The organism is Streptomyces sp. NPDC042346, from assembly GCF_055581845.1.
The window spans coordinates 736114-761475 of sequence record NZ_JBVJEH010000004.1 but is presented as its reverse complement, the minus strand read 5'-3'; the positions used below and the strand labels follow the sequence as shown (position 1 = coordinate 761475).

The 25362-nt window shown below is 70.2% G+C and carries 23 protein-coding genes and 5 tRNA genes; 11 read left to right on the top strand and 17 right to left on the bottom strand.

Features of this window, described 5'->3' with window-relative positions:
- The 3 genes from ACZ6K0_RS21545 to ACZ6K0_RS21535 all read right to left on the bottom strand — a co-directional run.
- Positions 1 to 2017, bottom strand: a 2017-nt coding sequence (locus tag ACZ6K0_RS21545; protein WP_469231443.1) for a DEAD/DEAH box helicase, incomplete at its 3' end; no start/stop codon positions are given.
- A gap of 198 nt (positions 2018 to 2215) precedes the next feature.
- Positions 2216 to 2827 (bottom strand): hypothetical protein, encoded by a 612-nt coding sequence (locus ACZ6K0_RS21540; protein WP_469231442.1) that lies wholly within the window; start codon positions 2825 to 2827, stop codon positions 2216 to 2218.
- A 293-nt stretch (positions 2828 to 3120) separates the two neighbouring features.
- Positions 3121 to 3471 (bottom strand): metallopeptidase family protein, encoded by a 351-nt coding sequence (locus ACZ6K0_RS21535; RefSeq protein ID WP_376398321.1) that lies wholly within the window; start codon positions 3469 to 3471, stop codon positions 3121 to 3123.
- A 127-nt stretch (positions 3472 to 3598) separates the two neighbouring features.
- Here ACZ6K0_RS21535 and ACZ6K0_RS21530 point away from each other — a divergent pair.
- The 3 genes from ACZ6K0_RS21530 to ACZ6K0_RS21520 all read left to right on the top strand — a co-directional run bounded on the left by ACZ6K0_RS21530 (position 3599) and on the right by ACZ6K0_RS21520 (position 3879).
- Positions 3599 to 3671: transfer RNA gene (locus tag ACZ6K0_RS21530), tRNA-Glu, on the top strand.
- Positions 3672 to 3709: 38 nt separating this feature from the next.
- Positions 3710 to 3783: transfer RNA gene (locus tag ACZ6K0_RS21525), tRNA-Asp, on the top strand.
- A gap of 22 nt (positions 3784 to 3805) precedes the next feature.
- Positions 3806 to 3879, top strand: a tRNA-Phe gene (locus ACZ6K0_RS21520).
- Between the two features lie 105 nt (positions 3880 to 3984).
- Here ACZ6K0_RS21520 and ACZ6K0_RS21515 read toward each other — a convergent pair.
- The 3 genes from ACZ6K0_RS21515 to ACZ6K0_RS21505 all read right to left on the bottom strand — a co-directional run bounded on the left by ACZ6K0_RS21515 (position 3985) and on the right by ACZ6K0_RS21505 (position 6041).
- A complete protein-coding gene (locus ACZ6K0_RS21515; protein WP_469231439.1) occupies positions 3985 to 4827 on the bottom strand; it encodes a cytochrome c biogenesis CcdA family protein in 843 nt (280 codons plus the stop codon).
- A complete protein-coding gene (locus ACZ6K0_RS21510; RefSeq protein WP_376398316.1) occupies positions 4824 to 5597 on the bottom strand; it encodes a DsbA family protein in 774 nt (257 codons plus the stop codon). The genes ACZ6K0_RS21515 and ACZ6K0_RS21510 overlap by 4 nt, the downstream gene beginning before the upstream one ends.
- Positions 5598 to 5660: 63 nt before the next feature.
- Positions 5661 to 6041, bottom strand: a complete 381-nt coding sequence (locus tag ACZ6K0_RS21505) for a hypothetical protein (RefSeq protein WP_376398313.1) — start codon at positions 6039 to 6041, stop codon at positions 5661 to 5663.
- A gap of 103 nt (positions 6042 to 6144) precedes the next feature.
- On the opposite strand from ACZ6K0_RS21505, the gene hrpA reads away from it, so the two are divergent.
- The 3 genes from hrpA (at position 6145) to ACZ6K0_RS21490 (ending at position 10597) form a co-directional block, all read left to right on the top strand.
- The gene (hrpA, locus tag ACZ6K0_RS21500; protein WP_469231428.1) at positions 6145 to 10083 is read left to right on the top strand and encodes an ATP-dependent RNA helicase HrpA; all 3939 of its coding nucleotides are present in this window, start codon (positions 6145 to 6147) and stop codon (positions 10081 to 10083) included.
- A 121-nt stretch (positions 10084 to 10204) separates the two neighbouring features.
- Positions 10205 to 10278: transfer RNA gene (locus ACZ6K0_RS21495), tRNA-Asp, on the top strand.
- Between the two features lie 25 nt (positions 10279 to 10303).
- The gene (locus ACZ6K0_RS21490; RefSeq protein WP_469231427.1) at positions 10304 to 10597 is read left to right on the top strand and encodes a DUF6274 family protein; all 294 of its coding nucleotides are present in this window, start codon (positions 10304 to 10306) and stop codon (positions 10595 to 10597) included.
- A 330-nt stretch (positions 10598 to 10927) separates the two neighbouring features.
- Here ACZ6K0_RS21490 and bldC read toward each other — a convergent pair whose 3' ends face one another.
- Positions 10928 to 11134, bottom strand: coding sequence for a developmental transcriptional regulator BldC (bldC, locus tag ACZ6K0_RS21485; RefSeq protein WP_003949541.1), 207 nt, complete (start codon positions 11132 to 11134; stop codon positions 10928 to 10930).
- Between the two features lie 586 nt (positions 11135 to 11720).
- A complete protein-coding gene (locus ACZ6K0_RS21480; protein ID WP_376398304.1) occupies positions 11721 to 12566 on the bottom strand; it encodes a DUF8083 family protein in 846 nt (281 codons plus the stop codon).
- Positions 12567 to 12741: 175 nt separating this feature from the next.
- Here ACZ6K0_RS21480 and ACZ6K0_RS21475 point away from each other — a divergent pair, with 175 nt between their 5' ends.
- Both ACZ6K0_RS21475 and ACZ6K0_RS21470 read left to right on the top strand, forming a co-directional pair.
- A complete protein-coding gene (locus ACZ6K0_RS21475) occupies positions 12742 to 13842 on the top strand; it encodes a Leu/Phe/Val dehydrogenase (RefSeq protein WP_376398301.1) in 1101 nt (366 codons plus the stop codon).
- Positions 13843 to 14142: 300 nt separating this feature from the next.
- Positions 14143 to 14394 carry a DUF3073 domain-containing protein gene (locus ACZ6K0_RS21470; RefSeq protein WP_024756846.1) on the top strand — a complete coding sequence of 84 codons (252 nt, stop codon included), beginning with the start codon at positions 14143 to 14145 and terminating at the stop codon, positions 14392 to 14394.
- Positions 14395 to 14554: 160 nt separating this feature from the next.
- Here the strand turns inward: ACZ6K0_RS21470 and purM are convergent, their stop codons facing one another.
- The 4 genes from purM to ACZ6K0_RS21450 form a co-directional block, all read right to left on the bottom strand.
- Positions 14555 to 15622 carry a phosphoribosylformylglycinamidine cyclo-ligase gene (purM, locus tag ACZ6K0_RS21465; RefSeq protein WP_376398298.1) on the bottom strand — a complete coding sequence of 356 codons (1068 nt, stop codon included), beginning with the start codon at positions 15620 to 15622 and terminating at the stop codon, positions 14555 to 14557.
- 41 nt (positions 15623 to 15663) lie between these two features.
- Positions 15664 to 17190, bottom strand: a complete 1527-nt coding sequence (gene purF / locus ACZ6K0_RS21460) for an amidophosphoribosyltransferase (RefSeq protein ID WP_376398295.1) — start codon at positions 17188 to 17190, stop codon at positions 15664 to 15666.
- Between the two features lie 366 nt (positions 17191 to 17556).
- The gene (locus tag ACZ6K0_RS21455; protein ID WP_469231424.1) at positions 17557 to 18372 is read right to left on the bottom strand and encodes an META domain-containing protein; all 816 of its coding nucleotides are present in this window, start codon (positions 18370 to 18372) and stop codon (positions 17557 to 17559) included.
- 121 nt (positions 18373 to 18493) lie between these two features.
- Complete coding sequence (locus ACZ6K0_RS21450; RefSeq protein ID WP_469231422.1) at positions 18494 to 19282, bottom strand: maleylpyruvate isomerase family mycothiol-dependent enzyme; 789 nt, start codon at positions 19280 to 19282, stop codon at positions 18494 to 18496.
- Positions 19283 to 19361: 79 nt separating this feature from the next.
- On the opposite strand from ACZ6K0_RS21450, the gene ACZ6K0_RS21445 reads away from it, so the two are divergent.
- On the top strand, positions 19362 to 19775 hold the full coding sequence (locus ACZ6K0_RS21445) for a nuclear transport factor 2 family protein (RefSeq protein ID WP_469231420.1): 414 nt from the start codon (positions 19362 to 19364) through the stop codon (positions 19773 to 19775).
- Here ACZ6K0_RS21445 and ACZ6K0_RS21440 read toward each other — a convergent pair.
- The 5 genes from ACZ6K0_RS21440 to purS form a co-directional block, all read right to left on the bottom strand.
- Positions 19760 to 20593 (bottom strand): M23 family metallopeptidase, encoded by an 834-nt coding sequence (locus tag ACZ6K0_RS21440; RefSeq protein ID WP_469231418.1) that lies wholly within the window; start codon positions 20591 to 20593, stop codon positions 19760 to 19762. The two genes, ACZ6K0_RS21445 and ACZ6K0_RS21440, sit on opposite strands and share 16 nt — an antisense overlap.
- A gap of 39 nt (positions 20594 to 20632) precedes the next feature.
- Positions 20633 to 21139 (bottom strand): ArsR/SmtB family transcription factor, encoded by a 507-nt coding sequence (locus ACZ6K0_RS21435; protein ID WP_376398281.1) that lies wholly within the window; start codon positions 21137 to 21139, stop codon positions 20633 to 20635.
- A 105-nt stretch (positions 21140 to 21244) separates the two neighbouring features.
- Positions 21245 to 23494 carry a phosphoribosylformylglycinamidine synthase subunit PurL gene (gene purL, locus ACZ6K0_RS21430; RefSeq protein ID WP_469231415.1) on the bottom strand — a complete coding sequence of 750 codons (2250 nt, stop codon included), beginning with the start codon at positions 23492 to 23494 and terminating at the stop codon, positions 21245 to 21247.
- Positions 23494 to 24174, bottom strand: a complete 681-nt coding sequence (gene purQ, locus ACZ6K0_RS21425) for a phosphoribosylformylglycinamidine synthase subunit PurQ (RefSeq protein ID WP_267044846.1) — start codon at positions 24172 to 24174, stop codon at positions 23494 to 23496. The genes purL and purQ overlap by 1 nt, the downstream gene beginning before the upstream one ends.
- A complete protein-coding gene (gene purS, locus ACZ6K0_RS21420; RefSeq protein ID WP_015035032.1) occupies positions 24171 to 24416 on the bottom strand; it encodes a phosphoribosylformylglycinamidine synthase subunit PurS in 246 nt (81 codons plus the stop codon). The genes purQ and purS overlap by 4 nt, the downstream gene beginning before the upstream one ends.
- Before the next feature lie 378 nt (positions 24417 to 24794).
- Here purS and ACZ6K0_RS21415 point away from each other — a divergent pair, with 378 nt between their 5' ends.
- Both ACZ6K0_RS21415 and ACZ6K0_RS21410 read left to right on the top strand, forming a co-directional pair.
- On the top strand, positions 24795 to 25142 hold the full coding sequence (locus tag ACZ6K0_RS21415) for a histone-like nucleoid-structuring protein Lsr2 (RefSeq protein WP_376398274.1): 348 nt from the start codon (positions 24795 to 24797) through the stop codon (positions 25140 to 25142).
- A 135-nt stretch (positions 25143 to 25277) separates the two neighbouring features.
- Positions 25278 to 25349, top strand: a tRNA-Gly gene (locus ACZ6K0_RS21410).
- Positions 25350 to 25362: the final 13 nt, after the last annotated feature.

Sequence of the window (25362 nt, the reverse complement as noted above, 5' to 3'; positions counted from 1 at the left end):
GGTCGTCACGGTTGAAACCGCCCGACGGACGGTCATCGCGGCGGAAACCACCGGAGGACGGACGGTCGTTGTCGCGACGGAAGCCACCACGGTCGCCACCACGGTCGTCACGGTTGAAACCGCCCGACGGACGGTCATCGCGGCGGAAACCACCGGAGGACGGACGGTCGTTGTCGCGACGGAAGCCACCACGGTCGCCGCCACGGTCGTCACGGTTGAAACCGCCCGACGGACGGTCGTCACGGCGGAAACCACCGGAGGACGGACGGTCGTTGTCACGGCGGAAGCCACCGGACGGACGGTCGTTGTCGCGACGGAAGCCACCACGGTCGCCACCGCGGTCGCCGCCACGGTCACGGCGCTCGTAGTTGCCGCGGTCGTCGCGGAACGCCGGGCGCTCCTCACGACGCTGCTCCTCGGCGCGAGCGACACGCTCGGCCTCGGCGGCAGCGGCCGCGACCTCGGCCTCGGCGGCCTCGGCCACCTCGGCGACAGCGGCCTCCGGGTCCTCGCCGCGCTCACGGGCGGCGCGGGCCACCAGGCGGTCGGCCTCCTCGCGGAGCTCGACGGCACGGCGCTGGAGGCGCTCCAGCTGCTTGGTCAGCTCGACGACCTCGCGCTCGGCCTGCTTGGCCGAGTTGTTCGCGGAGTCGGCCTGGACCTCGGTCAGGGACCGGGCACCGGTGATCTCGGCGACCTCCGGCTCGAACGCGCCGGCGCTCTGGATGATGTGGCGCGAGGCGTCGACGCCCGCGTCCTCCATCAGCCGGAAGATCTGGCGGCGCTGGTGCGGCAGCGACAGCGAGACGACGACACCGGACTTGCCGGCGCGGGCCGTACGACCCGAGCGGTGCAGGTAGTCCTTGTGGTCACCGGCCGGGTCCACGTTCAGGACCAGGTCGATGCCGTCGACGTGGATGCCGCGGGCGGCGACGTCGGTGGCGACCAGCGCGTTGACGTAGCCGTCCTTGAAGTCGGCGAGGACGCGGGTACGGGCGCCCTGCGTCATGCCGCCGTGCAGCGCGTCGGCCTTCACGCCGGACTCGACGAGCTGCTCGGCGATGCGGTCGGCGCCCAGCTGGGTGCGGACGAAGATGATCGTGCGGCCCTTGCGGGCGGCGATCGCGGCCGTGACCGGCGCCTTGTCCTTCGGCTTCACGACGAGGACGTGGTGCGACATGGTCGAGACGTTGCCCTGGGCGCTGTCGACCTCGTGGCTGATCGGGTTGTTCAGGTAGCGCTTGACCAGCGTGCCGATCTCGTTCTCCATGGTGGCGGAGAAGAGCATGCGCTGACCGCCGGCCGGGACCTGGTCGAGCAGCTCGGTGACCTCGGGCAGGAAGCCCAGGTCGGACATCTGGTCGGCCTCGTCGAGGACCGCGACCTGGACGTTCTCCAGGGAGCAGGCGCCACGGTTGATGATGTCGCGCAGTCGGCCCGGGGTGGCGACGAGGATGTCGACGCCACGCTCCAGGGCGTAGATCTGGTTGCCCATGGACGTACCGCCGCAGACGACCTTGATCTTCAGGCCGAGCACGTCGCCGTACGGCTGGAGGGCGTCCGCGACCTGCATCGCGAGCTCACGGGTCGGGGTGAGGATGACCGCGCGGGGCTTCTTCTTCTCGGTGTGACCGCCGGCCAGCTGGGCCAGGGTGGGGAGACCGAAGGAGAGGGTCTTGCCGGAGCCGGTACGGCCACGGCCGAGGATGTCCTTGCCGGCCAGGGCGTCCGGGATGGTCGCCGCCTGGATCGGGAAGGGGCTCGTCACGCCGTTCTGCGCGAGCTTGCGCACGATGCCCTCGGGCAGACCGAGGTCCGCGAAGGTGATGGTGGGCTCCTCGTCGGCCTCGTCGGCCTCAGCGGAGTCCTCGACGTCCTGGACGTCGTCGAAGTCGGTGGTGTCGTCGGTGTCGACGACGGCCGCAGCCTCGGTGGCGACGGTCTCGGTGGCCTCTACGGCCTCGACGATCTCGTCGTTCTCGGGCATGACGGTGTGGTCAGAACTGAAAATGGACATGCGAAATGCGAAACCTTCCGGAGTCTCGGCACGCGCCCGTCAACTCCGTGAATTCGCAAATCGACCGCCTCAATGCGGTCAGCCACGGCTAGGGAGAGTACGCGCCACACGGCGCTCTTCTGTGTCGGCGCCGGGCAATGGGATCAAACGATCTACCACCATACGCACCCTCCCCCACCTATGGCAAACCGGACTCCGTCACACCGGCCCGACCTGCGGAGATGCCGCCGGCTCCGAAGGCGCTCCCGGCCCGTCCGCCGCCGCCATCGCACCCAGCTGGGTCTCGGGTCCGGAGGTCGGCGGATCGGTCGGATTGGAGGTCGGCTCGGGCGTCGGTTCCGGGGTGGGCTCCGGGGTCGGCTCCGGGGTCGGAGGCTCGGTCGGGTTCGGGGTCGGCTCCGGCGTCGGCGTCACGCCGCCACCCGGGCCACCGGCCCCGCCGCCGCTGTCACCGCTCCCCGCGCCGCCGTCACCGCTCCCGCCGCCGCTCCCGCCACTGCCCCCGCTCGCGCCACTCCCGCCACTGCCGCCGTCCACAGGGCTCCCGCCCGTGCCCTGCTGACCGCCGGCGGCACCGGCGCCTCCGCCACTCGTCTGCCCGGGCTTCGGGGAGCCGCCGGTCCCGTCGGGGCCCTCCGAGGGCATCACCGCGCCGGGCGAGGGCTGCCCGGAGGCCGACGGCGAACCGCTCGGCACCGGGGACTTCGCGCCCCCGCCGGCCACGTCGGGCCCGCCGCCCTCCGGGCGCCCGTTCCAGGAACCGCCGCCGCCGTCAGGGAGCCCGGCGCCGCCGCCGGTCTCGGCCGCCACACCGCGCTTCCCCCCGGACGCGCCGGGCGCCGGCTTCGCCCCCTCGTCACTCACACTCATACAGCCGCTCAGACCGGCGCAGGCCGCGACGGCCAGTGCGGCGGCGGCCCACCTCACACGGGTGGGCAAGCGGGTGGGCAAATGGCGCACGGGGGCACCTCCAGGGACACAACAGGCAGGAACGGAACGCGTTGCCCTGCCCAACTCCCCCGGCGCCACAAGGGACACGCCCCGGCCTCAGCCGCGCCTCAGCCTCAGCCGCGCCTCGGCCGCGCCCCGGCCGTAGCCGCGCCTCAGCCGTAGCCCAGCGCGTGCAGCCGCTCGTCGTCGATGCCGAAGTGATGGGCGATCTCGTGCACCACCGTGATCTCGGTCTCCGCGACCACGTCCTCGTGCGACTCGCACATCCGGAGCGTCGGCCCCCGGTAGATCGTGATCCGGTCCGGCAGCACCCCGGCGTACCACTCGCCGCGCTCGGTCAGCGGCGTCCCCTCGTAGAGCCCGAGCAGCTCGGGATCGTCCGGGGCGGGTTCGTCCTCGACGAACACCGCGACGTTGTCCATCAGCCGGGCGAGTTCCGGTGGGATCCGGTCCAGGGCCTCGGCGACAAGTTCCTCGAACTCCTCGCGCGTCATCTCCAGCACGCGCCCATTGTCCCCCCGTCAGAGGGACTCGCCGGGGGTGGGCGGAAACCGTTTTGGCGATAGCGGCCGACATCCCATATGCTTCTCACGTCCCCGACGCGCTGAGAAGCGCCCCGGTGGGCCCTTAGCCCTCATCGTCTAGTGGCCCAGGACGCCGCCCTTTCAAGGCGGTAGCACGGGTTCGAATCCCGTTGGGGGTACGCATTAACGTGTGCGAGACTTGTCTCGCACATTGCAAGGCTCTGTGGAGCAGTTGGTTAGCTCGCCACCCTGTCAAGGTGGAGGTCGCGGGTTCAAGTCCCGTCAGAGTCGCTGAAGCTGGAAACAGCTTCGTGGCTGGGTAGCTCAGTTGGTACGAGCGATCGCCTGAAAAGCGATAGGTCGCCGGTTCGACCCCGGCCCCAGCCACAAACAGAAGGCCCCGTTCGAAAGAACGGGGCCTTCGTCGTTTTCTCTCCCGCGTCCCAGGACTCCCGTACGGGGAAGGGGCCCGCGCCCCTTCCCCGTGGACGGTCACGCCTCCTCGCGCTCCCGCGTTCGGCTCCCCCGCCGGCCCCGCACCACGAGCACCACCGCCACCACGGCCACCACCGCGACGAGCAGTGCCCAGTCCGGCACCGCGCGCCCCAGCTCGGCCACCCGCTCCTCCACCGCGAACGACTCGTCCACCGAGAGCAGCCCCGGCAGCGCGGTCGTCCCGTCGAAGACCAGGAAGAGCGTGCCGAGGGCGATGAAGAACAGGCCCGAGAGCACCGAGGTCGAGTGGAGCGTGAGCGGCCCGACCCGGAGCGGCCGGCCGCGCAGCCAGCGCCGCCGGCCCAGGTCGTACCGCTCCCAGAGCAGCGCCAGGACGAAGAGCGGGACCGCCATGCCCAGCGCGTACACCGCGAGGAGCAGCCCGCCGTACGCCGGACTGCCGCTCAGCGCCGCCACCGTCAGGACGCTGCCGAGGATCGGGCCCGCGCAGAAGCCCGCGAGGCCGTAGACCAGGCCGAGGGCGTAGACGGAGAGCGCCGACGTGGGCCGGATGCGGCCGCTCGCCTCGGCGATGCGGCGGGACGCGAAGCCCAGGCCGAGGAGCTGGAGGACGCCGAGCCCGACGATCAGCCAGCCGCCGACGGTCACCAGGAGGTCGCGGTTGCCGTAGAAGAACCGGCCCGCGAAGGACCCGGCCGCGCCCAGCGGGACGAGGGTGGTCGCCAGGCCCGCGTAGAGGATCCCGGTCCTGGCCACCAGTTTCGCGCGCGTGTCGATCGAGTACGCGAAGAAGGCGGGCAGGAGCAGGGCGCTGCACGGGCTGAGGAGGGCGAGCAGACCGCCGAGGAACGCGGCGAAGTACCCGATGCCGGAGGTCACTGCGCGGAGCCCGGCTTCTTCGCGTCCTTCGTGGCCTTCGCCGTCTTCGCCGCCGCCTCGATGGCGTCGGTGAAGGTCTCCAGGGGCTGCGCGCCCGCGATCGGGCGGCCGTTGACGAGGAAGGACGGGGTGGAGGTCGCGCCGAGCGCGTACCCCTGCTCCTGGTCCTTGCGGACGGCCTCGCGGGCCGCCGTCCCCTCGGTGTCCTTCGCGAACCGGGCCGCGTCGGGGACGCCGGCCTCCTTCGCGAGAGCCGCGAGGCGGTCCTTCCCGAAGCCCTTCTCCTTGGCCCCCTCGGCGTACGCGGCCTTGTGGAACTCCCAGAACCGGCCCTGCTGCCCGGCCGCCCAGGAGGCGCGGGCGACGGCCTCCGACTCCTCGCCGAAGATCGGGAAGTTCCGCCACTCGATGCGCAGGGTGCCCGCGTCCACGTACTTCTTCACGAGGACCGGCTCGGTGTCCCGGGCGAACTTCCCGCAGTAGCCGCACTTGAAGTCGGCGTACTCGATGAGGACGACGGGCGCGTCGGCCCGGCCCAGGGCGAGCTTGTCGGCGGCGTCGCGGCGGGCGTACGCCTCCAGCTCGGGGTAGACGCCGGCGGACGGGTCGGCGGAGACCTCGGCGACGGCGGACGAGCCGCCCGCGCCGCCGGCGGCCGGCTTGGTGGCGGTGTACGAGACGACGCCGAGCAGCACGGCGGCGGCCGCCACCCCGGAGACGATCACGATCGGCTTGGACTTGGGCTTGGACTTGGGCCTGGACGTGGGCATGCGGAAGCGCTCCTGAGGAGGAAGGGGAGAAGGAGAGGGACGGCGCGGAGGGCGACCGTCCGTCTACACCCTCATCAGGGTCGACAGCTCCACGGGTGAGGCCGCGACGCGCTCGGGCGGCTCCCGGCCCGGCGCCGTCCCCCGTCCGTCCGGCTGCCCGTGCCGGACCGCGCACGGCGTCCGGTCGGCGGCCAGGGCGGGCAGCAGCTCCGCGAAGCCGCCGGCCCGGGGCGGTACGACGGGACCGGAGGCGCCCGCCTCGACGGCGTGTCCCGGGTCACAGCCCGGCACGACGGCACCCACGACGGCGACGGCCTGGGTCCGGGGAGAGTCGGCAGAGGCGGCGGCAGCGGCGGCCGACGTCGTCGTCCCGCACACCAGCAGCCCCAGCACCAGGCCCGCCAGCGCGGCGAAGGCCGCCAGGGCGCGGGTGGTGCGGAACATGCGATACCTCTCGGGTCCGGTCGACGTGCCCGAAATAGTACGCACCCCTCCCCCGGAAATCGGTTCGCCGCTTCTCGGCCGCAAGTGCGATCCTGGGGTCCGTATGTCTACTTCCTTCGCCGCCCTCCAGTCCGTCCTGGCCGAGGTCTCGCTGCGGGACTCCCACCGGCTCGGCCGCCGTCTCGAAGGCGCCCGCCGCATCCGTAAGCCCGAGGCCCGTGAGGCCGTCCTGGACGAGATCGCCGCCGAGGCGGCCAAGGCCAAGGAGCGCGTCGACGGGCGCGCCTCTCGCGTGCCCGCGATCACGTACCCCGAGCAGCTGCCCGTCTCGCAGAAGAAGGACGAGATCCTGGAGGCGATACGCGACCACCAGGTCGTGATCGTCGCCGGTGAGACGGGTTCGGGAAAGACCACCCAGATCCCGAAGATCTGTCTGGAGCTCGGCCGGGGCGTCCGGGGCATGATCGGGCACACGCAGCCCCGCCGGATCGCCGCCCGCACGGTCGCCGAGCGCGTCGCCGAGGAGCTGCGCACCCCGCTCGGCGAGGCCGTCGGCTGGAAGGTCCGCTTCACCGACCAGGTGAACCCGGACGCAACCTTCGTGAAGCTGATGACGGACGGCATCCTGCTCGCCGAGATCCAGACGGACCGCGAGCTGCGCGCCTACGACACGATCATCATCGACGAGGCCCACGAGCGGTCCCTCAACATCGACTTCCTGCTCGGCTATCTGGCCCAGCTGCTGCCGAAGCGCCCCGACCTCAAGGTCGTCATCACCTCGGCGACGATCGACCCGGAGCGTTTCTCCCGTCACTTCGGCGAGGCCCCGATCGTCGAGGTCAGCGGCCGTACGTACCCCGTGGAGGTCCGTTACCGGCCCCTCCTCGAAGAGGACTCCGAGGAGTCGGACCGGGACCAGATCACCGCGATCTGCGAGGCCGTCGAGGAGCTCCAGTCCGAGGGCCCCGGCGACGTCCTGGTCTTCCTCTCCGGTGAGCGCGAGATCCGCGACACCGCGGACGCGCTCCTCAAGCGGCAGCTGCGGAACACCGAGGTCCTCCCGCTCTACGCGCGCCTGTCGCACGCCGAGCAGCACCGCGTCTTCCAGGCCCACTCCGGCCGCCGGATCGTCCTCGCGACGAACGTCGCCGAGACCTCCCTGACCGTCCCCGGCATCAAGTACGTGATCGATCCGGGCACCGCCCGCATCTCGCGCTACTCGCACCGGACCAAGGTCCAGCGGCTGCCGATCGAGGCGGTCAGCCAGGCCAGCGCCAACCAGCGCAAGGGCCGCTGCGGCCGTACGTCCGACGGCATCTGCATCCGCCTGTACTCCGAGGACGACTTCCTGTCGCGACCGGAGTTCACGGACGCCGAGATCCTCCGGACGAACCTGGCCTCCGTCATCCTCCAGATGACCGCGGCCGGCCTCGGCGACATCGAGAAGTTCCCCTTCATCGACCCGCCGGACCACCGGAACATCCGGGACGGCGTGCAGCTCCTCCAGGAGCTCGGCGCGATCGACCCGGCGGAGAAGGATCCGAAGAAGCGGCTCACCCCGCAGGGCCGGAAGCTCGCCCAGCTGCCCGTGGACCCGCGGCTCGCCCGCATGGTCCTGGAGGCGGACAAGAACGGCTGTGTCCGCGAGGTCATGGTGATCGCGGCCGCGCTCTCCATCCAGGACCCGCGCGAGCGGCCCGCGGAGAAGCAGACGCAGGCCGACCAGCAGCACGCCCGCTTCAAGGACGAGGCGAGCGACTTCTCCGCCTACCTGAACCTGTGGCGGTACGTCCGCGAGCAGCAGAAGGAGCGGGGATCCAGCTCCTTCCGCCGGATGTGCAAGCAGGAGTACCTGAACTTCCTGCGCATCCGGGAGTGGCAGGACATCTACGCCCAGCTCCGTACGGTCGCCAAGCAGATGGGGATCCATCTCAACGAGGACGACGCCCCGGAGCAGTCCGTCCACGTGTCCCTGCTCGCCGGTCTGCTCAGCCACATCGGTCTGAAGGACGTGAAGGACGGGGCGAAGAACGACTACCTGGGTGCCCGCAGCGCCAAGTTCGCGATCTTCCCCGGCTCCGCGCTCTTCAAGAAGCCCCCGCGTTTCGTCATGTCGGCGGAGCTCGTGGAGACCTCGCGGCTCTGGGCCCGGGTCAACGCCCGGATCGAGCCCGAGTGGATCGAGCCGCTCGCCGAGCACCTGACGAAGAAGACGTACAGCGAGCCGCACTGGGAGAAGGACCAGGCGGCCGTGATGGCCTTCGAGAAGGTGACGCTGTACGGCGTGCCGATCGTCGCCGACCGCAAGGTGAACTACGGCCGCATCGACCCGGAGGTCTCCCGCGACCTGTTCATCCGGAACGCCCTGGTCGAGGGCGACTGGCGCACCCACCACAAGTTCTTCTCCGACAACCGCAAGCTCCTCACCGAGGTCGAGGAGCTGGAGCACCGCGCCCGGCGCCGGGACATCCTCGTCGACGACGAGACGCTCTTCGACTTCTACGACAAGCGCGTCCCCGAGCACGTCGTGTCCGGCGCCCACTTCGACTCCTGGTGGAAGCACAAGCGCCATGACGAGCCGGAGTTCCTGGACTTCGAGCGCGAGATGCTCATCAACGAGAAGGCCGCGGGCGTCACCAAGGACGACTATCCGGACTCCTGGCGGCAGGGGCCGCTGAAGTTCCGGGTGACGTACCAGTTCGAGCCGGGCGCGGACGCGGACGGCGTGACCGTCCACATCCCGCTCCAGGTGCTCAACCAGGTGACGGACGAGGGCTTCGAGTGGCAGATCCCGGGTCTGCGCGGCGAGGTCGTCACGGAGCTGATCCGCTCTCTGCCGAAGCCGATCCGCCGCCACTACGTCCCCGCGCCGAACTTCGCGTCCCGGTTCCTGGACGCGGTCGTGCCCGTGCAGGAGCCGCTGGCGGGCGCGCTCGCCCGCGAGCTCCAGCGGATGGTCGGCGTCCCGGTCACCGCCGAGGACTTCGACTGGGCGAAGGTGCCGGAGCACCTCAAGGTCACGTTCCGGATCGTCGACGAGCGGCGCCGCAAGCTGGCCGAGGACAAGGACCTGGAGACGCTGCGGCTCCAGCTGCGCCCCAAGGCCCGTAAGGCCCTCTCCCAGGCCGCCGCGGCGGCCACGGGTGGCCCGGACGGCTCCGGGCCCTCCCTGGAGCGCACAGGGCTCACGGAGTGGACGATCGGCACCCTCACGAAGGTCTTCGAGACCAAGCGGGGCGGCCAGCCGGTCAAGGCGTACCCGGCGCTCGTGGACGAGGGCGCGACCGTCGCCGTACGGCTCTTCGACACGGAGGCCGAGCAGGAGCGGGCGATGTGGCGGGGCACCCGGAAGCTGATCATGCTGAACATCCCGGTGAACCCGGCGAAGTTCGCCTCGGACAAGCTGACCAACCAGCAGAAGCTGGCCCTGTCCTCGAACCCGCACGGCTCGATCCAGGCCCTCTTCGACGACTGCGCGACCGCCGCGGCCGACAAGCTGATCGCCGACCACGGCGGGCCGGCCTGGGACGAGGAGTCCTTCCGGAAGCTGTACGACAAGGTCCGCGCGGACCTGGTGGACACGACGGTCCGGACGGTGGGCCAGGTCCAGCAGATCCTGGCGGCCTGGCAGGCCTGCCAGCGGCGGCTCAAGTCCACGAACAGCCTGGCGCTGATCAACAACCTGACGGACGTGCGCGAGCAGCTGGCCTGGCTGGTGCCGGCGGGCTTCGTCACCCGTACGGGGCTCAAGCGGCTCCCGGACCTGATGCGCTATCTGGTGGCGGTGGACCGGCGGCTCCAGCAGATGGCGACCGGCGTCCAGCGGGACACGACCCGCATGGAGAAGGTCCACGAGATGCTGGACGAGTACGCGTGGCTGCTCGAACAGCTCCCGAAGGGCCGCCCGGTGCCGACCGAGGTGACCGACATCCGCTGGATGATCGAGGAGCTGCGGGTGAGCTACTTCGCGCACGCGCTGGGCACGGCGCACCCGGTCTCGGACAAGCGGATCGTGAAGGCGATCGACGCGGCGGCGCCCTGAGCGCCGCCTCGGCACCCTGACCGGCCGCGGGGCCGGCGGTGCCGTCCGGCGGTGAGTTCGACCGGACCGCTGACCTGCTGTACAGTCTTCCTCGCAGCCACTTACGAGGGGCTGCGAGCAAGGACCTGTGGAGCAGTTGGTTAGCTCGCCACCCTGTCAAGGTGGAGGTCGCGGGTTCAAGTCCCGTCAGGTTCGCAGTACCGAAGGCCCGCATCGTGAGATGCGGGCCTTCGTTGTGTTCCCGTGTATTGACGGCGCGGGGCGCCCGCCGGTACCCCGGACTCAGGGAATCGGGGGACCGTACCGGAGGTGGTCGCGCATGGCCGCGGCGTCGGCGGCACGACACGACACACGAGCGCTGCTGCGTGCCCATCTGGCGGCCGCTTCCCGCTACGGACACCTCACGCGTCACTGCGTGGTCTGCCATCGCCTCCAGCGGCTCGTCATGGAGCTTCCCGAGTACGAGGATCCCGAGCCGGCGGCGGAGGAGGACGAAAGTCCCACCGACCCATGACCAACGGCGGGTTGTGAGCGATCCAGGGGGTGGCACGCTGGATATTGGCAAGGCTTCGCGAGTGTGACGGGTGTCACTGAAGGAGTTTCAGGAACCCCTGCACTTACACCTCTCCTACACCCGCCCGATTTAATATGTGCAATTGCACGGCCTGCCGCAGAGTGGCCCAGGGCACAAAAAAGATCGCGCCAGACCCGGCGGAGTCCAGCGCGATCGTTGACGAAGGCCTGTTGGGGCAGGATTCCGTCGGCAGTACTAGGGGTGGGCGACCGGATTGGGGGATCCGGACGGGCCCGGTGTTACAGGGTGCTGCGGGGTGTTGAGCGAGCCTCAGGCCTCGCTGCGCTGCTGCGGAATACCCGCGAGCAGTGCGCGAACCTCGGCCTCGCGGTACCGGCGGTGCCCACCCAGCGTGCGGATGGACGTGAGCTTGCCCGCCTTCGCCCAACGGGTCACCGTCTTCGGGTCCACACGGAACATCGTGGCAACCTCGGCAGGGGTCAGCAGCGGCTCGGCATCAGGGGTGCGAGCGGTCATGAGCGGCCTCCTCGGGAGAACCGAACCAATCTCGGTTCTTTCCTCTAAATTCTGCACCTTGACCCGCGTTGCCCGAAATGGCAGAAGCGGGCCGAGTCGGTTATAGGACGAACGGCTTGTCCTCGGCACTACAACTACACCATCCGTCCAGCCACGTCGGCCAAACCGATGGAATTGCCCTCGCAGGTGTTCATCAGCGGCGGAAGTCGATGGACCATGCCATAACGGACAGTCACGCGGCTGTGACGATCAGTCACAGAGCGATCAGGAGTCCTCAGACCCCCCATAGAGTGCAATGCTGAGCGTTCCGCCCAAACTTGGGCGGAAGGAACCCTCCCCGGACTCCTTGTCCTATTTTGGCACGAGGGTGGGTGATGGGCGCAAGGGTGCGTTAAGTGCTGTCCGTCACGCTTGAGCCAAAGGCCCGGATCAGGACCAACGTCCCCGTCGCCCGTGTGCCGAAAGACCCCGCCGCGAAGAGCGCGGCGAGAGACCCCGGAGCCGTCGGGTCCGGATGTCTGAAGATCATTTACCTCAGTCGGACATGTCTTGTCGATGGGGACCTGACGAAGATGCCCGACTGATGTCAGTTCGCGCCCCGCAGGTCCCTGACGACCCGCCAGCGCTCCGCGAGCCGGCCGTACACCTCACTGGCCCGCTCGCCGTCCCCCGCGCGCAGCGCGGCGATCCCCTCCGCCATCTCCGCCGCCGACCGCTCGGCCGCCAGCCACTCCTCCGCGACCGCGTGCACCAGGCCCCCGAAGTCCAGCTCCACGAGCGCCCGCGGATGGAACTCCTCCAGCCAGCGGCCCACGTCGACCAGGCCCTCCGTCATCGGCCCCTCGTCGATCGACTCCCGCAGGGCCCTCAGCGCCCGTGCGAGCCGCCGCCGCGCCTGCGCCATCGTCGTCCGGTAGCGCAGCACCGGAGCCGTCTCCGGGCCGCCCGGCTCGTACTGCCGGTCCTCGTCCCCGAAGAGCGCGAACCAGCGCAGCGGCACCTGCCAGACCGCCGTACGGATCCACGGACGGGCGTCCGGGTTCCTGCTCAGCCACCGTTCGTAGTCGCCGGCCACCTGGACGCGCACCACGGGCGGCAGCATCGCGTCGAGCACCGGCCCCGGGTACCCGTCGGCCATCAGCTCCTCGACGGCCAGCCAGCTCCGCAGCCGGGTCCGCCACGGACAGATCACCACCACCCCGTCCAGGTGTGCGACGAACGCCTCCCCGCTCTCCTGGACCGGCACCGGCACCGGGGGCGTCGGCAGCAGGTCGGCGAGCGAGCGCCGCAGCTCCTCCTGCGCCCCCGGCGTACGCGGGAGGCGGGCGTACCGGGCCCAGTGGCTCCGCTCCGGTTCGGGGAACGCGGCCAGCGGCTCGTACACCCGCAGGTAGGACGCGTAGGGGACGAGGACCGAGGAGGCGACCGACATGCCGCGAATCCTTCCACGGAGGTACTCCGGGAGGGGGTGATCCCGAACGAGAGGGGGTGATCCTGAGCACTGCTGCTGATCTACGCCCAGGTAGGACTTACTCTCTTGCCGAACTGGTCCTCCCCCACCCGCAGGGAGGGCCGTAACCGCCGCTTCGTACTTGGGAGTCACCACCGTGACCGATGTGACCGGCGTTCCTGTCGTTCCCGCAGACGTGCTGCACACCTTGTTCCACTCGGAGCAGGGTGGCCACGAGCAAGTCGTGCTCTGCCAGGACCGCGCCACCGGCCTCAAGGCCGTCATCGCCATCCACTCCACCGCCCTGGGCCCGGCCCTCGGCGGAACCCGCTTCTACCCGTACGCGACCGAGGCCGAGGCGATCGCCGACGCGCTCAACCTGTCGCGCGGGATGTCGTACAAGAACGCCATGGCCGGCCTCGACCACGGCGGCGGCAAGGCCGTCATCATCGGGGACCCGGAGACGATCAAGACGGACGAGCTGCTGCTCGCCTACGGGCGCATGGTGGCCTCCCTCGGCGGCCGCTACGTGACGGCCTGCGACGTCGGCACCTACGTCGCCGACATGGACGTCGTCGCCCGCGAGAACCAGTGGACCACCGGCCGCTCCCCCGAGAACGGCGGCGCCGGCGACTCCTCGGTCCTCACCGCCTTCGGCGTCTTCCAGGGCATGCGCGCCTCCGCGCAGACCCTGTGGGGCGACCCGACGCTGCGCGGCCGCAAGGTCGGCATCGCGGGCGTCGGCAAGGTCGGCCACTACCTCGTCGAGCACCTCCTGGAGGACGGCGCCGAGGTCGTCATCACCGACGTGCGCGAGGAGTCGGTCCGCCGGATCACCGACAAGCACCCGCAGGTCACCGTCGTCGCCGACACCGCCGCGCTGATCCGCGTCGAGGGCCTGGACGTCTACGCGCCCTGTGCGCTCGGCGGCGCCCTGAACGACGAGACCGTGCCCGTCCTCACCGCGAAGATCGTCTGCGGCGCGGCCAACAACCAGCTCGCGCACCCCGGTGTCGAGAAGGACCTGTCGGACCGCGGGATCCTCTACGCGCCCGACTACGTGGTCAACGCCGGTGGCGTGATCCAGGTCGCCGACGAGCTCCACGGCTTCGACTTCGACCGGTGCAAGGCGAAGGCCACCAAGATCTTCGACACCACGCTGGCCATATTCGCACGTGCGAAGGCGGATGGAATTCCGCCGGCCGCCGCCGCCGACCGGATCGCCGAGCAGCGGATGGCGGAGGCCCGGCGGGGCTGATCCGGCACCGCCGCACCGAGGATCGGCCCGCCGCCGGGGGACACCCGGGAGAGACATCGCTCACCCCTGTCGGCGGGTCGACCCTCAAGAAGAGGTTAAAATCGCGATTGACCAGCGAGGAAAGGGCGCCTCGAAGGTTCTGTACCGAGGTATGTGATGCGCACGGCGTACCGTAGAGCCGAGGAAACAGGTACCGTTGAAGCCCTACGGGCCGGTCTCTCTTTCGAGAGTCCGTTCCGAATCATGAACGCGTGTCAAGACTCTGGGGTCATCGAGCCCCGTCACCGAGGGGGTCGAGCCATGGGGCGCGGCCGGGCAAAGGCCAAGCAGACCAAGGTCGCCCGCCAGCTGAAGTACAGCAGCGGCGGGACTGACCTGTCGCGTCTGGCCAATGAGCTGGGCGCTTCGACTTCGAACCAGCCGCCGAATGGCGAGCCGTTCGAGGACGACGACGAGGAAGACGACCCGTACGCGCAGTACGCGTCTCTCTACGACGACGAGGACGAGGACGAGGACGACGAGTCCGGTCCGTCGTCCCCACGTCGCGCTTGATCTTCTGAATCACCGAAACCCGGTCCGGTACACCCGGCCGGGTTTCCGTGCTGCCTTCGTACGCCTCCGTGCTGACGGAGACGGGGACGGGGACAGGACAGGGACGGCAACGGCCCGGCAGCACCCCTGTGGGGCGCTGCCGGGCCGCTGTCGTCTGTCTTTACTTCGCGTAGTCCCCGACCAGCTCCGCGCCGGTCGTGTGCGCGCCGCGCTCGGTGATCTCGCCCGCGACCCAGGCGTCGACCCCGCGGTCCGCGAGGGTCGCCAGGGCCACGTCCACGGAGTCGGCCGGCACGACGGCCATCATGCCGACGCCCATGTTCAGGGTCTTCTCCAGCTCCAGGCGCTCCACCTGACCGGCCTTGCCGACCAGGTCGAAGATCGCGTCCGGGGCCCAGGTGGAACGGTCGACCGTGGCGTGCAGGCCGTCCGGGATCACCCGGGCCAGGTTGGCGGCCAGGCCGCCGCCCGTGATGTGGCTGTACGCGTGGACGTCCGTGGTCCTGGTGAGGGCCAGGCAGTCCAGCGAGTAGATCTTGGTGGGCTCCAGGAGCTCCTCGCCGAGGGTCCGGCCCAGCTCCTCGACCTGCTGGTCCAGGGTCATTCCGGCGCGGTCGAAGAGGACGTGCCGGACGAGCGAGTACCCGTTGGAGTGAAGACCCGAGGAGGCCATGGCGATGACCGCGTCCCCCGTACGGATGCGATCGGCGCCGAGCAGCCGGTCGTACTCCACGACACCCGTGCCGGCGCCGGCGACGTCGAAGTCGTCCGGGCCGAGGAGGCCCGGGTGCTCCGCGGTCTCGCCGCCGACGAGGGCGCAGCCGGCGAGGACGCAGCCCTCGGCGATGCCCTTGACGATGGCGGCGACCCGCTCCGGGTGGACCTTGCCGACGCAGATGTAGTCGGTCATGAAGAGCGGCTCGGCGCCGCAGACGACGATGTCGTCCATGACCATCGCGACCAGGTCGTGGCCGATCGTGTCGTACACGCCCATCTGGCGGGCGATGTCGACCTTCGTCCCGACACCGTCGGTGGCGGAGGCGAGCAGCGGACGCTCGTAGCGCTTGAGGGCGGAGGCGTCGAAGAGGCCGGCGAAGCCGCCGAGGCCGCCGAGGACCTCGGGGCGCTGCGTCTTCTTCACCCACTCCTTCATGAGCTCGACGGCGCGGTCGCCCGCTTCGATGTCGACGCCCGCGGACGCGTAGCTGGCACCAGTGGTCTCAGACATGCTGAAGAACTTTCGTGTCGTACTGCGGTTGCAGCGGGGTCTTACGGGCGACGCAGGGCGTCGGAGGCCGCCGTGGCCGCGGGACCCGCGGCCAGCTCGGTCTCCAGGAGCTGCTTGCCGAGGAGCTCGGGGTCCGGGAGCTCCATCGGGTACTCGCCGTCGAAGCAGGCACGGCAGAGGTTCGGCTTCTGGATCGTGGTCGCCTCGATCATCCCCTCCAGGGAGATGTACGAGAGCGAGTCCGCACCGAGCGACTTGCCGATCTCGTCGATCGACATGCCGTTGGCGATCAGCTCCGCGCGGGTGGCGAAGTCGATGCCGAAGAAGCAGGGCCACTTCACCGGCGGGGAGGAGATCCGGATGTGGATCTCGGCCGCGCCGGCCTCGCGGAGCATCCGGACGAGCGCGCGCTGGGTGTTGCCGCGGACGATCGAGTCGTCGACGACCACCAGGCGCTTGCCCTTGATGACTTCCTTGAGCGGGTTCAGCTTCAGCCGGATGCCCAGCTGGCGGATGGTCTGGGAGGGCTGGATGAAGGTGCGCCCGACGTAGGCGTTCTTCACCAGGCCCGCGCCGAACGGGATGCCCGAGGCCTCGGCGTAGCCGATGGCGGCCGGGGTACCGGACTCCGGAGTCGCTATCACCAGGTCGGCCTCGACCGGCGCCTCCTTCGCGAGGCGGCGGCCCATCTCCACGCGGGAGAGGTAGACGTTCCGCCCGGCGATGTCGGTGTCGGGGCGAGCCAGGTACACGTACTCGAAGACACAGCCCTTGGGCTTCGCTTCCGCGAATCGCGAGGTACGCATGCCGTTCTCGTCGATCGCGATCATCTCGCCCGGCTCGACCTCGCGGACGTAGCTGGCGCCGCAGATGTCGAGGGCGGCGGACTCGGAGGCGACCACCCAGCCGCGCTCCAGGCGACCGAGGACCAGCGGGCGGATGCCCTGCGGGTCACGGGCCGCGTAGAGCGTGTGCTCGTCCATGAAGACGAGGGAGAAGGCGCCCCGGACCTCGGGGAGGATCTTCGCGGCGGCCTGCTCGATGGTGAGCGGCGTGCCGTCCTCGTCGACCTGGGCGGCGAGCAGCGCCGTGAGGAGGTCGGTGTCGTTGGTGGCGGCCACTCGGGTCGAGCGGCCTTCCTTCTTGGGAAGGTCGGCGACCATCTCGGCGAGACGGGCCGTGTTCACCAGGTTGCCGTTGTGGCCGAGCGCGATCGAGCCGTGGGCGGTTGCCCTGAACGTCGGCTGCGCGTTCTCCCACACGGACGCCCCGGTGGTCGAGTAGCGGGCGTGACCGACCGCGATATGACCTTGGAGGGAGCCGAGAGAGGTCTCGTCGAAGACCTGGGACACGAGGCCCATGTCCTTGAAGACGAGGATCTGGGAGCCATTGCTGACCGCGATACCCGCGGATTCCTGGCCCCGATGCTGGAGGGCGTAGAGCCCGAAGTACGTGAGCTTTGCGACCTCTTCACCCGGAGCCCAGACACCGAAGACGCCACAAGCGTCCTGGGGGCCTTTCTCTCCGGGGAGCAAGTCGTGATTGAGTCGACCGTCACCACGTGGCACGTTTCCGAGTGTAGACCGGGCTCGACCACTGGTCCGAATTGAAGAAAAGGGCCCCCTCCCCCCTCGTGCGATCACACAAAATGATCATCTCCGGCTTGGAGAGGCCTACGAAGCAAGCGCGGGAAGGGATTCCGCCTCCGGGGCCTCGATGAGCAGACGCTCGTACCAGGCAGGACGAGCCCTCGCGATGTGACGGAGTGCACCTCTTTTTTGGGGCTCGGTTCACCTCCGGGGCGCTTGAGCCGGGCTCACAGGGTCACCGTGCTCGCCTCCCTCGTACCTCGGGAGGCTCCGCGCGGTCGACCCTGTTCCCCCGGCGCGCCCCTTCGGCTCACTCGCCGGTCCCGTGGGTGACGGGCTGCTCCTCTACGGGGTGGCCTTGGCCGCGAGGCCCTCGCCCGACGGGGCCGTGAGGGTCAGGGTGCGGTGGTCGAGGCGGTAGGTGAGCGGGCCGTCGAGGAGCTCGTACAGCTTCGTCTCCAGCTGCATCTCGGCGCTCGCGCACATCATGCGGGTGGTCGCCGCCGGGCCCTCGACGGTGACGGTGGTGCCGTCGACCCGGGCGGTGGCGGAGAAGTTGTTGCAGCCCAGGTTGCCGGTGACCCGGCCGTCCTCGCCGATCACGAAGCGCGCCTTGCTCCCGCTGCCGGCGGGCAGCGAGGCGGCCGTCGTGCCGGAGAGCAGGGAGTCGACCTTCCAGGTGGTGCCGCGCAGCGGGGCGCCCGGCTCCGACGTCAGTTCGAGGCCGTTCCGGCCGTCGGCCGAGGCGAGCGTGAACCGCTCCCCCTTGAGCGTGCCCGTGAGCGGGCCGGAGAAGGCCGTGATCAGCTCCTTCTCGAAGCGCTGCCGGTCGCCGGGGCAGCCGATCTCGGTGATCTCGTCCTGGCTGACGGTGAGGGTATCGCCCTTCACCACGACGCCGGCGCCGAAGTGGTTGCAGCCGGTGTTCCCCCGGGCGCGGCCGTCCTCCGTGAACTCGACGCGCGCGTCGGCGGGGGCGGTGGACCTGCGGCCGTCGACCGTCACGGCCTTGATCGACCAGTGCGTACCGCTGACGGGGAGGCCGGGATCGACGGTCCCGGCCTGGGCGGCTCCGGGACCCTGCTCCGACCCGCAGGCGGTGGCGGTGGCCGTGAGCAGCAGGAGCGGGACCAGGACGGCGAGGGCGCGTGGCTTCGGCATGGAGGTGGGACGGGCCGGCCCCGGCGTCGGTTCCCTGGGGCCCGGGCCGGCGGATCGGGGCCGGACAGGACCTGGGAGAGGACCTGGGGGAGGACCTGGGGGAGGACCTGGGAGAGAGGGCCTAGGAGAGGACCGGGAGGACGCCGCTCAGGTCCGCGCGCTCGCCGCTCGCGCCGACCCGGGCCGCGTCCAGCTCCGCCGCCCACTCCGCGCGCCCGGTCGCGAGCCTGATCCAGGTCAGCGGGTCCGTCTCGACGACGTTGGGCGGGGTGCCGCGGGTGTGCCGGGGGCCCTCCACGCACTGCACGACCGCGTACGGCGGGATCCGCACCTCGACGGCGCCGCCGGGGGCCTTCGCCGCGAGGGCGTCGGCGAGCAGCCGGACGCAGGCCGCGAGGGCCTGCCGGTCGTACGGGACGGCGGCGCCGGTCGCCGCGTTCAGGTCGTCGGTGTGGACGACCAGTTCGACGGTCCGGGTCACCAGGAAGTCGGCGAGGGTCATGGCGCCGAAGCGCGTCGGGACGAGCCGCTCGTCGGAGGCGCCCGCGATCCGCTCCTCGTACAGCGCGGCCGTCCGCCCGTACAGGCCCGGCAGGTCGCCCGTGTCGATCGCCCGGGTGTCCTCGTCGATGCGCGCCGAGGCCGTCGCGGTGGCCAGGGCCCAGTCGAGGACGGTGAGGTCCCGCTTCGCCGGCTCGGGCTCGCCGAGGTACCGCGCGACCGCCCCCACGGCCATCGTCACGTGCGCCGCGAGCTCCCGTACGGTCCACTCCCCCAGCCGCGTCGGCCCGTCGAGCTGCTCCGGCGTGAGCGCCGCCACCCCGTCCCGTACGTGCGCGAACTGGGCGAGCACGGCGGCCCGGGTCTTGGCGGAGTCGTACCTGCGGGCGCGCTTCTTGGCCGGTGGCATGGGGGCGAGGGTAGCCGGAGACTGGGAGGGGAGGGCTTCCCGCACACACCTCAACGCGTTCGAGAGGGGTCGAGCAGCCATGACCGAGCACCCTGACATCGCCCTGGTCCGCCGGGGCTTCGAGGCATGGACCCGAGGGGACATGGAGGCCGTCGGCACCCTGATGACGGCGGACTGTACGCACCACTCGCCCGGCAGCAGCCAGATATCCGGGCACTACAAGGGGCGCGACAACGTCCTCGCCATGTACGGAAAGATGTTCGAGCTCACCGGCGGCAAGATGCAGGTGGAGATGGACAGCATCTCGATGGACGGCCGCGGGCACGTGGTGGCGTCGAACAAGTTCTTCGCCGAGCGCGGTGACCGGGGCATCGAGATGAAGGGCGCGCTGATCTTCACGATCATGGGCGGCAAGATCACCGACATCGACGAGTGCGTCGAGGACATCGAGCAGTCCGACGCCTTCTGGGGTCAGGCTCAGGCCGCCGCGTAGGAGTCCGGCGCCGTGAACGTCTCGCCGTTCGCCGGTACGCCGATGCCGCGCCAGGTGAACGGGACACCCCGGGCGGTGTCGAGGTCCGGGCCGTCCATCAGCTGGAAGTGGACGTGGGGCTCCGTGGAGTTGCCGGAGTTGCCGCACCTGGCGAGTTCCTGACCGGCGACGACCCGGTCGCCCGGGCGGACGGCGAGCGAGCCGCGCCGCAGGTGCGCGTACATCGCGTACGTACCGTCGCCGAGGTCGAGGACGAGGTGGTTGCCGGTCACGCGGCGGGCGCCGGCGAGCGCCCGGACGGAGGACTCGATCAGGATCAGGTAGACCAGCGCGGGCAGCGAGTTGCGGCTGAGGTGGTCGCGCTGGCCGTCCTCGGCGTGGACGACGGTCGCGTCGGCGACGGCGAGCAGGGGCGCGTCGAAGGCCGGGAAGTGCCGGTTGTCCCGGACGAGGGGCCACAGCCGGGCGAAGGAGGGGTGCGGACGCCTCTCGTCCTCCTCCACGACGTCGATGGCGTACGTCTGGCCGTACTGGTGCGTGCCGTGGCTCGGCGTCCGGTCGGCGGGGCTGTTGAGCGCGGACCAGCGGCCGGCGACCGGCGGGCCCACCTCGACCGTCTCGCGCGGCTCTGCCGCGATCCGGCGGCGGGCGGTCACGGCGAGCGCGAGGCCGAGTCCGCCGGCGGCGATCGCCGGCAGCCAGCCCGCCCAGTACGGATACGGCGGCTCGACGGCCACCGAGGCGAGGGCCTGCACGATGAACAGCAGCCAGAGCGCGCGGTGGAGCAATAAAGCGGACTTGCGCGACAGCGACGGCATGAACGTTCCCCCTGTGTCGGTCTACGGGTTCTACGAGTCCTACGGGCGGGCGGCGGTGAGCATCACCAGGAGCGGGACCACCCGGGCCCCGGGCACCTCGTAGCGGCCGCGGCCGGTGGTGTGGAGCCAGCCGGCGCCGGTCAGCTGCCGGAGGTGGTGGTAGATCTGGCCGGTCGTGCCGATCTCCGCGAGCTCCGCCAGTTCGGCGGCGGTACGGCGGCCGCCGAGGATCTCCCGCAGCAGCCGGAGCCGTACGGGATGGCCGAGCGCGGCGAAGGAGTCGGCGGTCTCGGCCCACTCCTCGTCGAGCAGCCGCTCGGTGAGCGCGCCGAACTGCCACTCGTACCGCTCCCCGGTCGGCAGTCCGACCGAGCCCGTGAACAGCACCCCGCCGTCCTCGCCCCGCGCCCCCGCCTCCGCGAGGTCCGTCCTGAGCCCTTCCAGGGCCCAGAAGGTGGCGTCGGCCTCCTCGGGTACGGGGCGCTCGGCGCCCTCCAGGGCGGCCATGCGCCGTTCGAGGTCGGCGACCCGCTCTTCCAGCTCCATGCATCGGAGATTACGTAATTACGTAATCCCGTGCAAGCGGAGAACGAAAGAACCCCCGCCCGGAAGGGGCGGGGGTTCTTTCGGAAAGCGTCGGATCGCGTCGGATCAGGCCAGCAGGGCCGGGATCGTCGCCTCGTGGGCCGTACGCAGCTCCTCCAGGGAGAGCGCGAACTCGCCCTGGACGTCCACGGCGTCACCGTCGACGACACCGATCCGGGTCGCCGGCAGACCCCGCGCACCGCACATGTCGGTGAAGCGGAGCTCCTCGCTGCGCGGGACGGCGACGACCGCACGGCCCGCCGACTCGCTGAGGAGGAAGGTGAAGGCGTCCAGGCCCTCCGGGACGACCAGGCGCGCGCCGTTCCCGCCACGCAGGCAGGACTCGACGACCGCCTGCACGAGACCGCCGTCGGACAGGTCGTGCGCCGCGTCGATCATGCCGTCGCGGGAGGCCGAGATCAGGATCTCGCCGAGCAGCTTCTCCCGGTCGAGGTCCACGGCCGGCGGCAGACCGCCGAGGTGCTGGTGGACGACCTCGGACCAGGCCGAGCCGCCGAACTCCTCACGCGTGTCGCCGAGCAGGTAGAGGAGCTGGCCCTCTTCCGCGAAGGCGATCGGCGTACGGCGGTTGACGTCGTCGATCACACCGAGCACGGCCACGACCGGCGTCGGGTGGATCGCCGTCTCGCCCGTCTGGTTGTAGAGCGAGACGTTGCCGCCGGTGACCGGGGTGCCGAGCTGGAGGCAGCCGTCCGCGAGACCACGGGTGGCCTCGGCGAACTGCCACATCACGGCCGGGTCCTCGGGCGAGCCGAAGTTCAGGCAGTCCGAGATGGCGAGCGGCTTGGCACCGGAGGCGGCGACGTTGCGGTACGCCTCCGCGAGCGCGAGCTGCGCACCCGTGTACGGGTCGAGCTTCGCGTACCGGCCGTTGCCGTCGGTCGCCATGGCCACGCCGAGGTTGGTCTCCTCGTCGATCCGGACCATGCCCGCGTCCTCGGGCTGCGCCAGGACCGTGTTGCCCTGCACGAACCGGTCGTACTGGTCCGTGATCCAGGACTTCGAGGCCTGGTTCGGGGAGGAGACGAGCTTCAGGACCTGGTCCTTCAGCTCCTCGCCGGTCTGCGGCCGGGGCAGCTTGTTCGCGTCGTCGGCCTGGAGCGCGTCCTGCCACTCCGGGCGGGCGTACGGCCGGTGGTACGTCGGACCCTCGTGGGCCACGGACCGCGGCGGAACGTCGACGATCTGCTCGCCGTGCCAGAAGATCTCCAGGCGCTCGCCCTCGGTCACCTCACCGATGACGGTGGCGATGACGTCCCACTTCTCGCAGATCTCCAGGAAGCGGTCGACGTGCTGCGGCTCGACGATCGCGCACATGCGCTCCTGCGACTCGCTCATGAGGATTTCCTCGGGCGAGAGCGTCGCGTCGCGCAGGTGGACCTTCTCCAGGTCGACGTGCATGCCGCCGGAACCGGCGGAGGCCAGCTCGGACGTGGCGCAGGAGAGCCCGGCGCCGCCGAGGTCCTGGATGCCCGCGACCAGCTTCTCCTTGAAGATCTCCAGGGTGCACTCGATGAGGAGCTTCTCCTGGAAGGGGTCGCCGACCTGGACGGCGGGGCGCTTGGTGGGCTTGGTGTCGTCGAAGGTCTCGGACGCGAGGACCGAGACGCCGCCGATGCCGTCGCCACCCGTGCGGGCGCCGTAGAGGATGACCTTGTTGCCCGGGCCGGAGGCCTTGGCGAGGTGGATGTCCTCGTGCTTCATCACGCCGATGCAGCCGGCGTTGACCAGCGGGTTGCCCTGGTAGCAGGAGTCGAAGACGACCTCGCCACCGATGTTCGGCAGGCCCAGGCAGTTGCCGTAGCCGCCGATGCCGGCGACGACACCGGGCAGCACGCGCTTGGTGTCGGGGTGGTCGGCGGCGCCGAAGCGCAGCGGGTCGACGACCGCGACCGGGCGGGCACCCATGGCGAGGATGTCGCGGACGATGCCGCCGACGCCGGTGGCCGCGCCCTGGTAGGGCTCGATGTACGAGGGGTGGTTGTGCGACTCCACCTTGAAGGTGACCGCGTACCCCTGGCCCACGTCGACGACGCCGGCGTTCTCGCCGATGCCGACGAGCATGGCGTCGTTCTCCGGGACCTTCTCGCCGAACTGCTTCAGGTGGACCTTGCTGCTCTTGTAGGAGCAGTGCTCGGACCACATGACGGAGTACATGGCGAGCTCGGCGCCGGTGGGACGGCGGCCCAGGATCTCGCGGATGCGCGCGTACTCGTCCTCCTTGAGGCCGAGCTCCTTCCAGGGCTGCTCGCTGTCCGGCGTCTCGCTCGCGTGCTTGACGGTGTCGAGGCTCATCAGGCGTTGACCAGCTTCTTGAGGATCGAGGTGAAGAAACCGAGGCCGTCCGTCTTGCCGGTACCGATCAGCGGCTCGACGGCGTGCTCCGGGTGCGGCATGAGGCCGACCACGTTGCCCGCGGCGTTGGTGATGCCCGCGATGTCGCGCAGCGAGCCGTTGGGGTTGACGTCCAGGTAGCGGAAGGCCACCCGCCCCTCGGCCTCGAGCTCGTCGAGCACGCGCTCGTCGGCGACGTACCGGCCGTCCATGTTCTTGAGCGGGACCTCGATCTCCTGGCCCCGCTCGTAGTCGGACGTCCAGGCGGTCTCCGCGTTCTCCACCCGCAGCTTCTGGTCGCGGCAGATGAAGTGGAGGTGGTTGTTGCGCAGCATCGCGCCCGGCAGCAGATGGGCCTCGGTGAGGATCTGGAAGCCGTTGCAGATGCCGAGGACCGGCATGCCGGCCTTCGCCTGCTCGATGATGCTCTCCATCACCGGCGAGAAGCGGGAGATGGCTCCGGCCCGCAGGTAGTCGCCGTAGGAGAAGCCGCCGGCGAGGACCACGGCGTCGACCTGCTTGAGGTCCTTGTCGCGGTGCCAGAGCGAGACGGGCTCGGCGCCCGCGAGGCGGGCGGCGCGCAGCGCGTCCTGGTCGTCGAGCGTTCCGGGGAACGTGACGACGCCGATGCGTGCGGTCACGACTCGACCTTCACGACGAAGTCTTCGATCACGGTGTTGGCAAGGAAGGTTTCGGCCATCTCATGGATGCGGGCGAGGGCGGCGTCGTCGACCGGCCCCTCCACCTCCAGTTCGAAGCGCTTCCCCTGACGGACGTCGGCGATTCCGGCGAATCCCAGGCGGGGCAGTGCACGCTGCACCGCCTGCCCCTGAGGGTCCAGAATCTCCGGCTTGAGCATGACGTCGACTACGACGCGTGCCACTGGCACTCCCGGTGGTGTGTTGCGTGGGCGGTTCCCTCAGCGTACCTGCCTCCAAATTCTACGCGGGTAGAGATCTGAAGGATCCTCCAAAGAGATCCCCAAAGACCCGTGAACGGACCACGAACGGAGCGCGAACCCCGGGCGCCCCCCACAGGCACACTCGCACGCAAAATTCCAGCGAAATATTGCGGACCTCAATCCGCCGGGACACGCTGAAACAATTGCCGGGGCTTCACAATGCGACACCTGCCGCTGTACAAAGGAATGCAGAGGAAAACAACATTGTCCCGGCACAGCCGAACGGTCGGCATCGTCGCACGTCAGAGACGTCACAAGCGTCCTTCCGACCCCGGCGGCCGCAGGAAAGGACCGATATCCGTGGCTCAGCGTGTGGTGGTCACTCTCTCCGATGACATCGACGGCGGAGATGCTGCGGAGACGGTCGCGTTCGGCCTCGACGGGAAGATGTACGAGATCGACCTGAATGCTGCCAATGCAAAGAAACTCCGCAAGACCCTCGCCCCCTACCTCGCCGCCGGCCGCAAGCAGCAGGCCGGAGCGAAGGGCGGCGCGAAGGAGCGGGCGGGCATCGAGACCTACACCCACACCTCGCTCGCACCCGACCCGGCGGCGGTCCGCGCCTGGGCCCAGTCCAACAAGATGGACGTGCCCGCGAGGGGCCGCATCCCGAAGAAGGTCTACGAGGCCTTCCACGCCGCGAGCTGACACGCGCCGACGACACGCGCCGACGACACTCATCGACGACGCGCGCCGAGCGGATTTGCGTTCCACCCCCCATGATCCGCTAGAGTCTGGAACACGCCGAGGGGCGAGGCCGCCGGGCCGAACCTCACGCAGCGTGCGGGTGTAGTTCAGTAGTAGAACGTCCCCCTTCCAGGGGGAAGGCGCAGTGTGCAATTCCTGTCACCCGCTCTGCATCGCATTA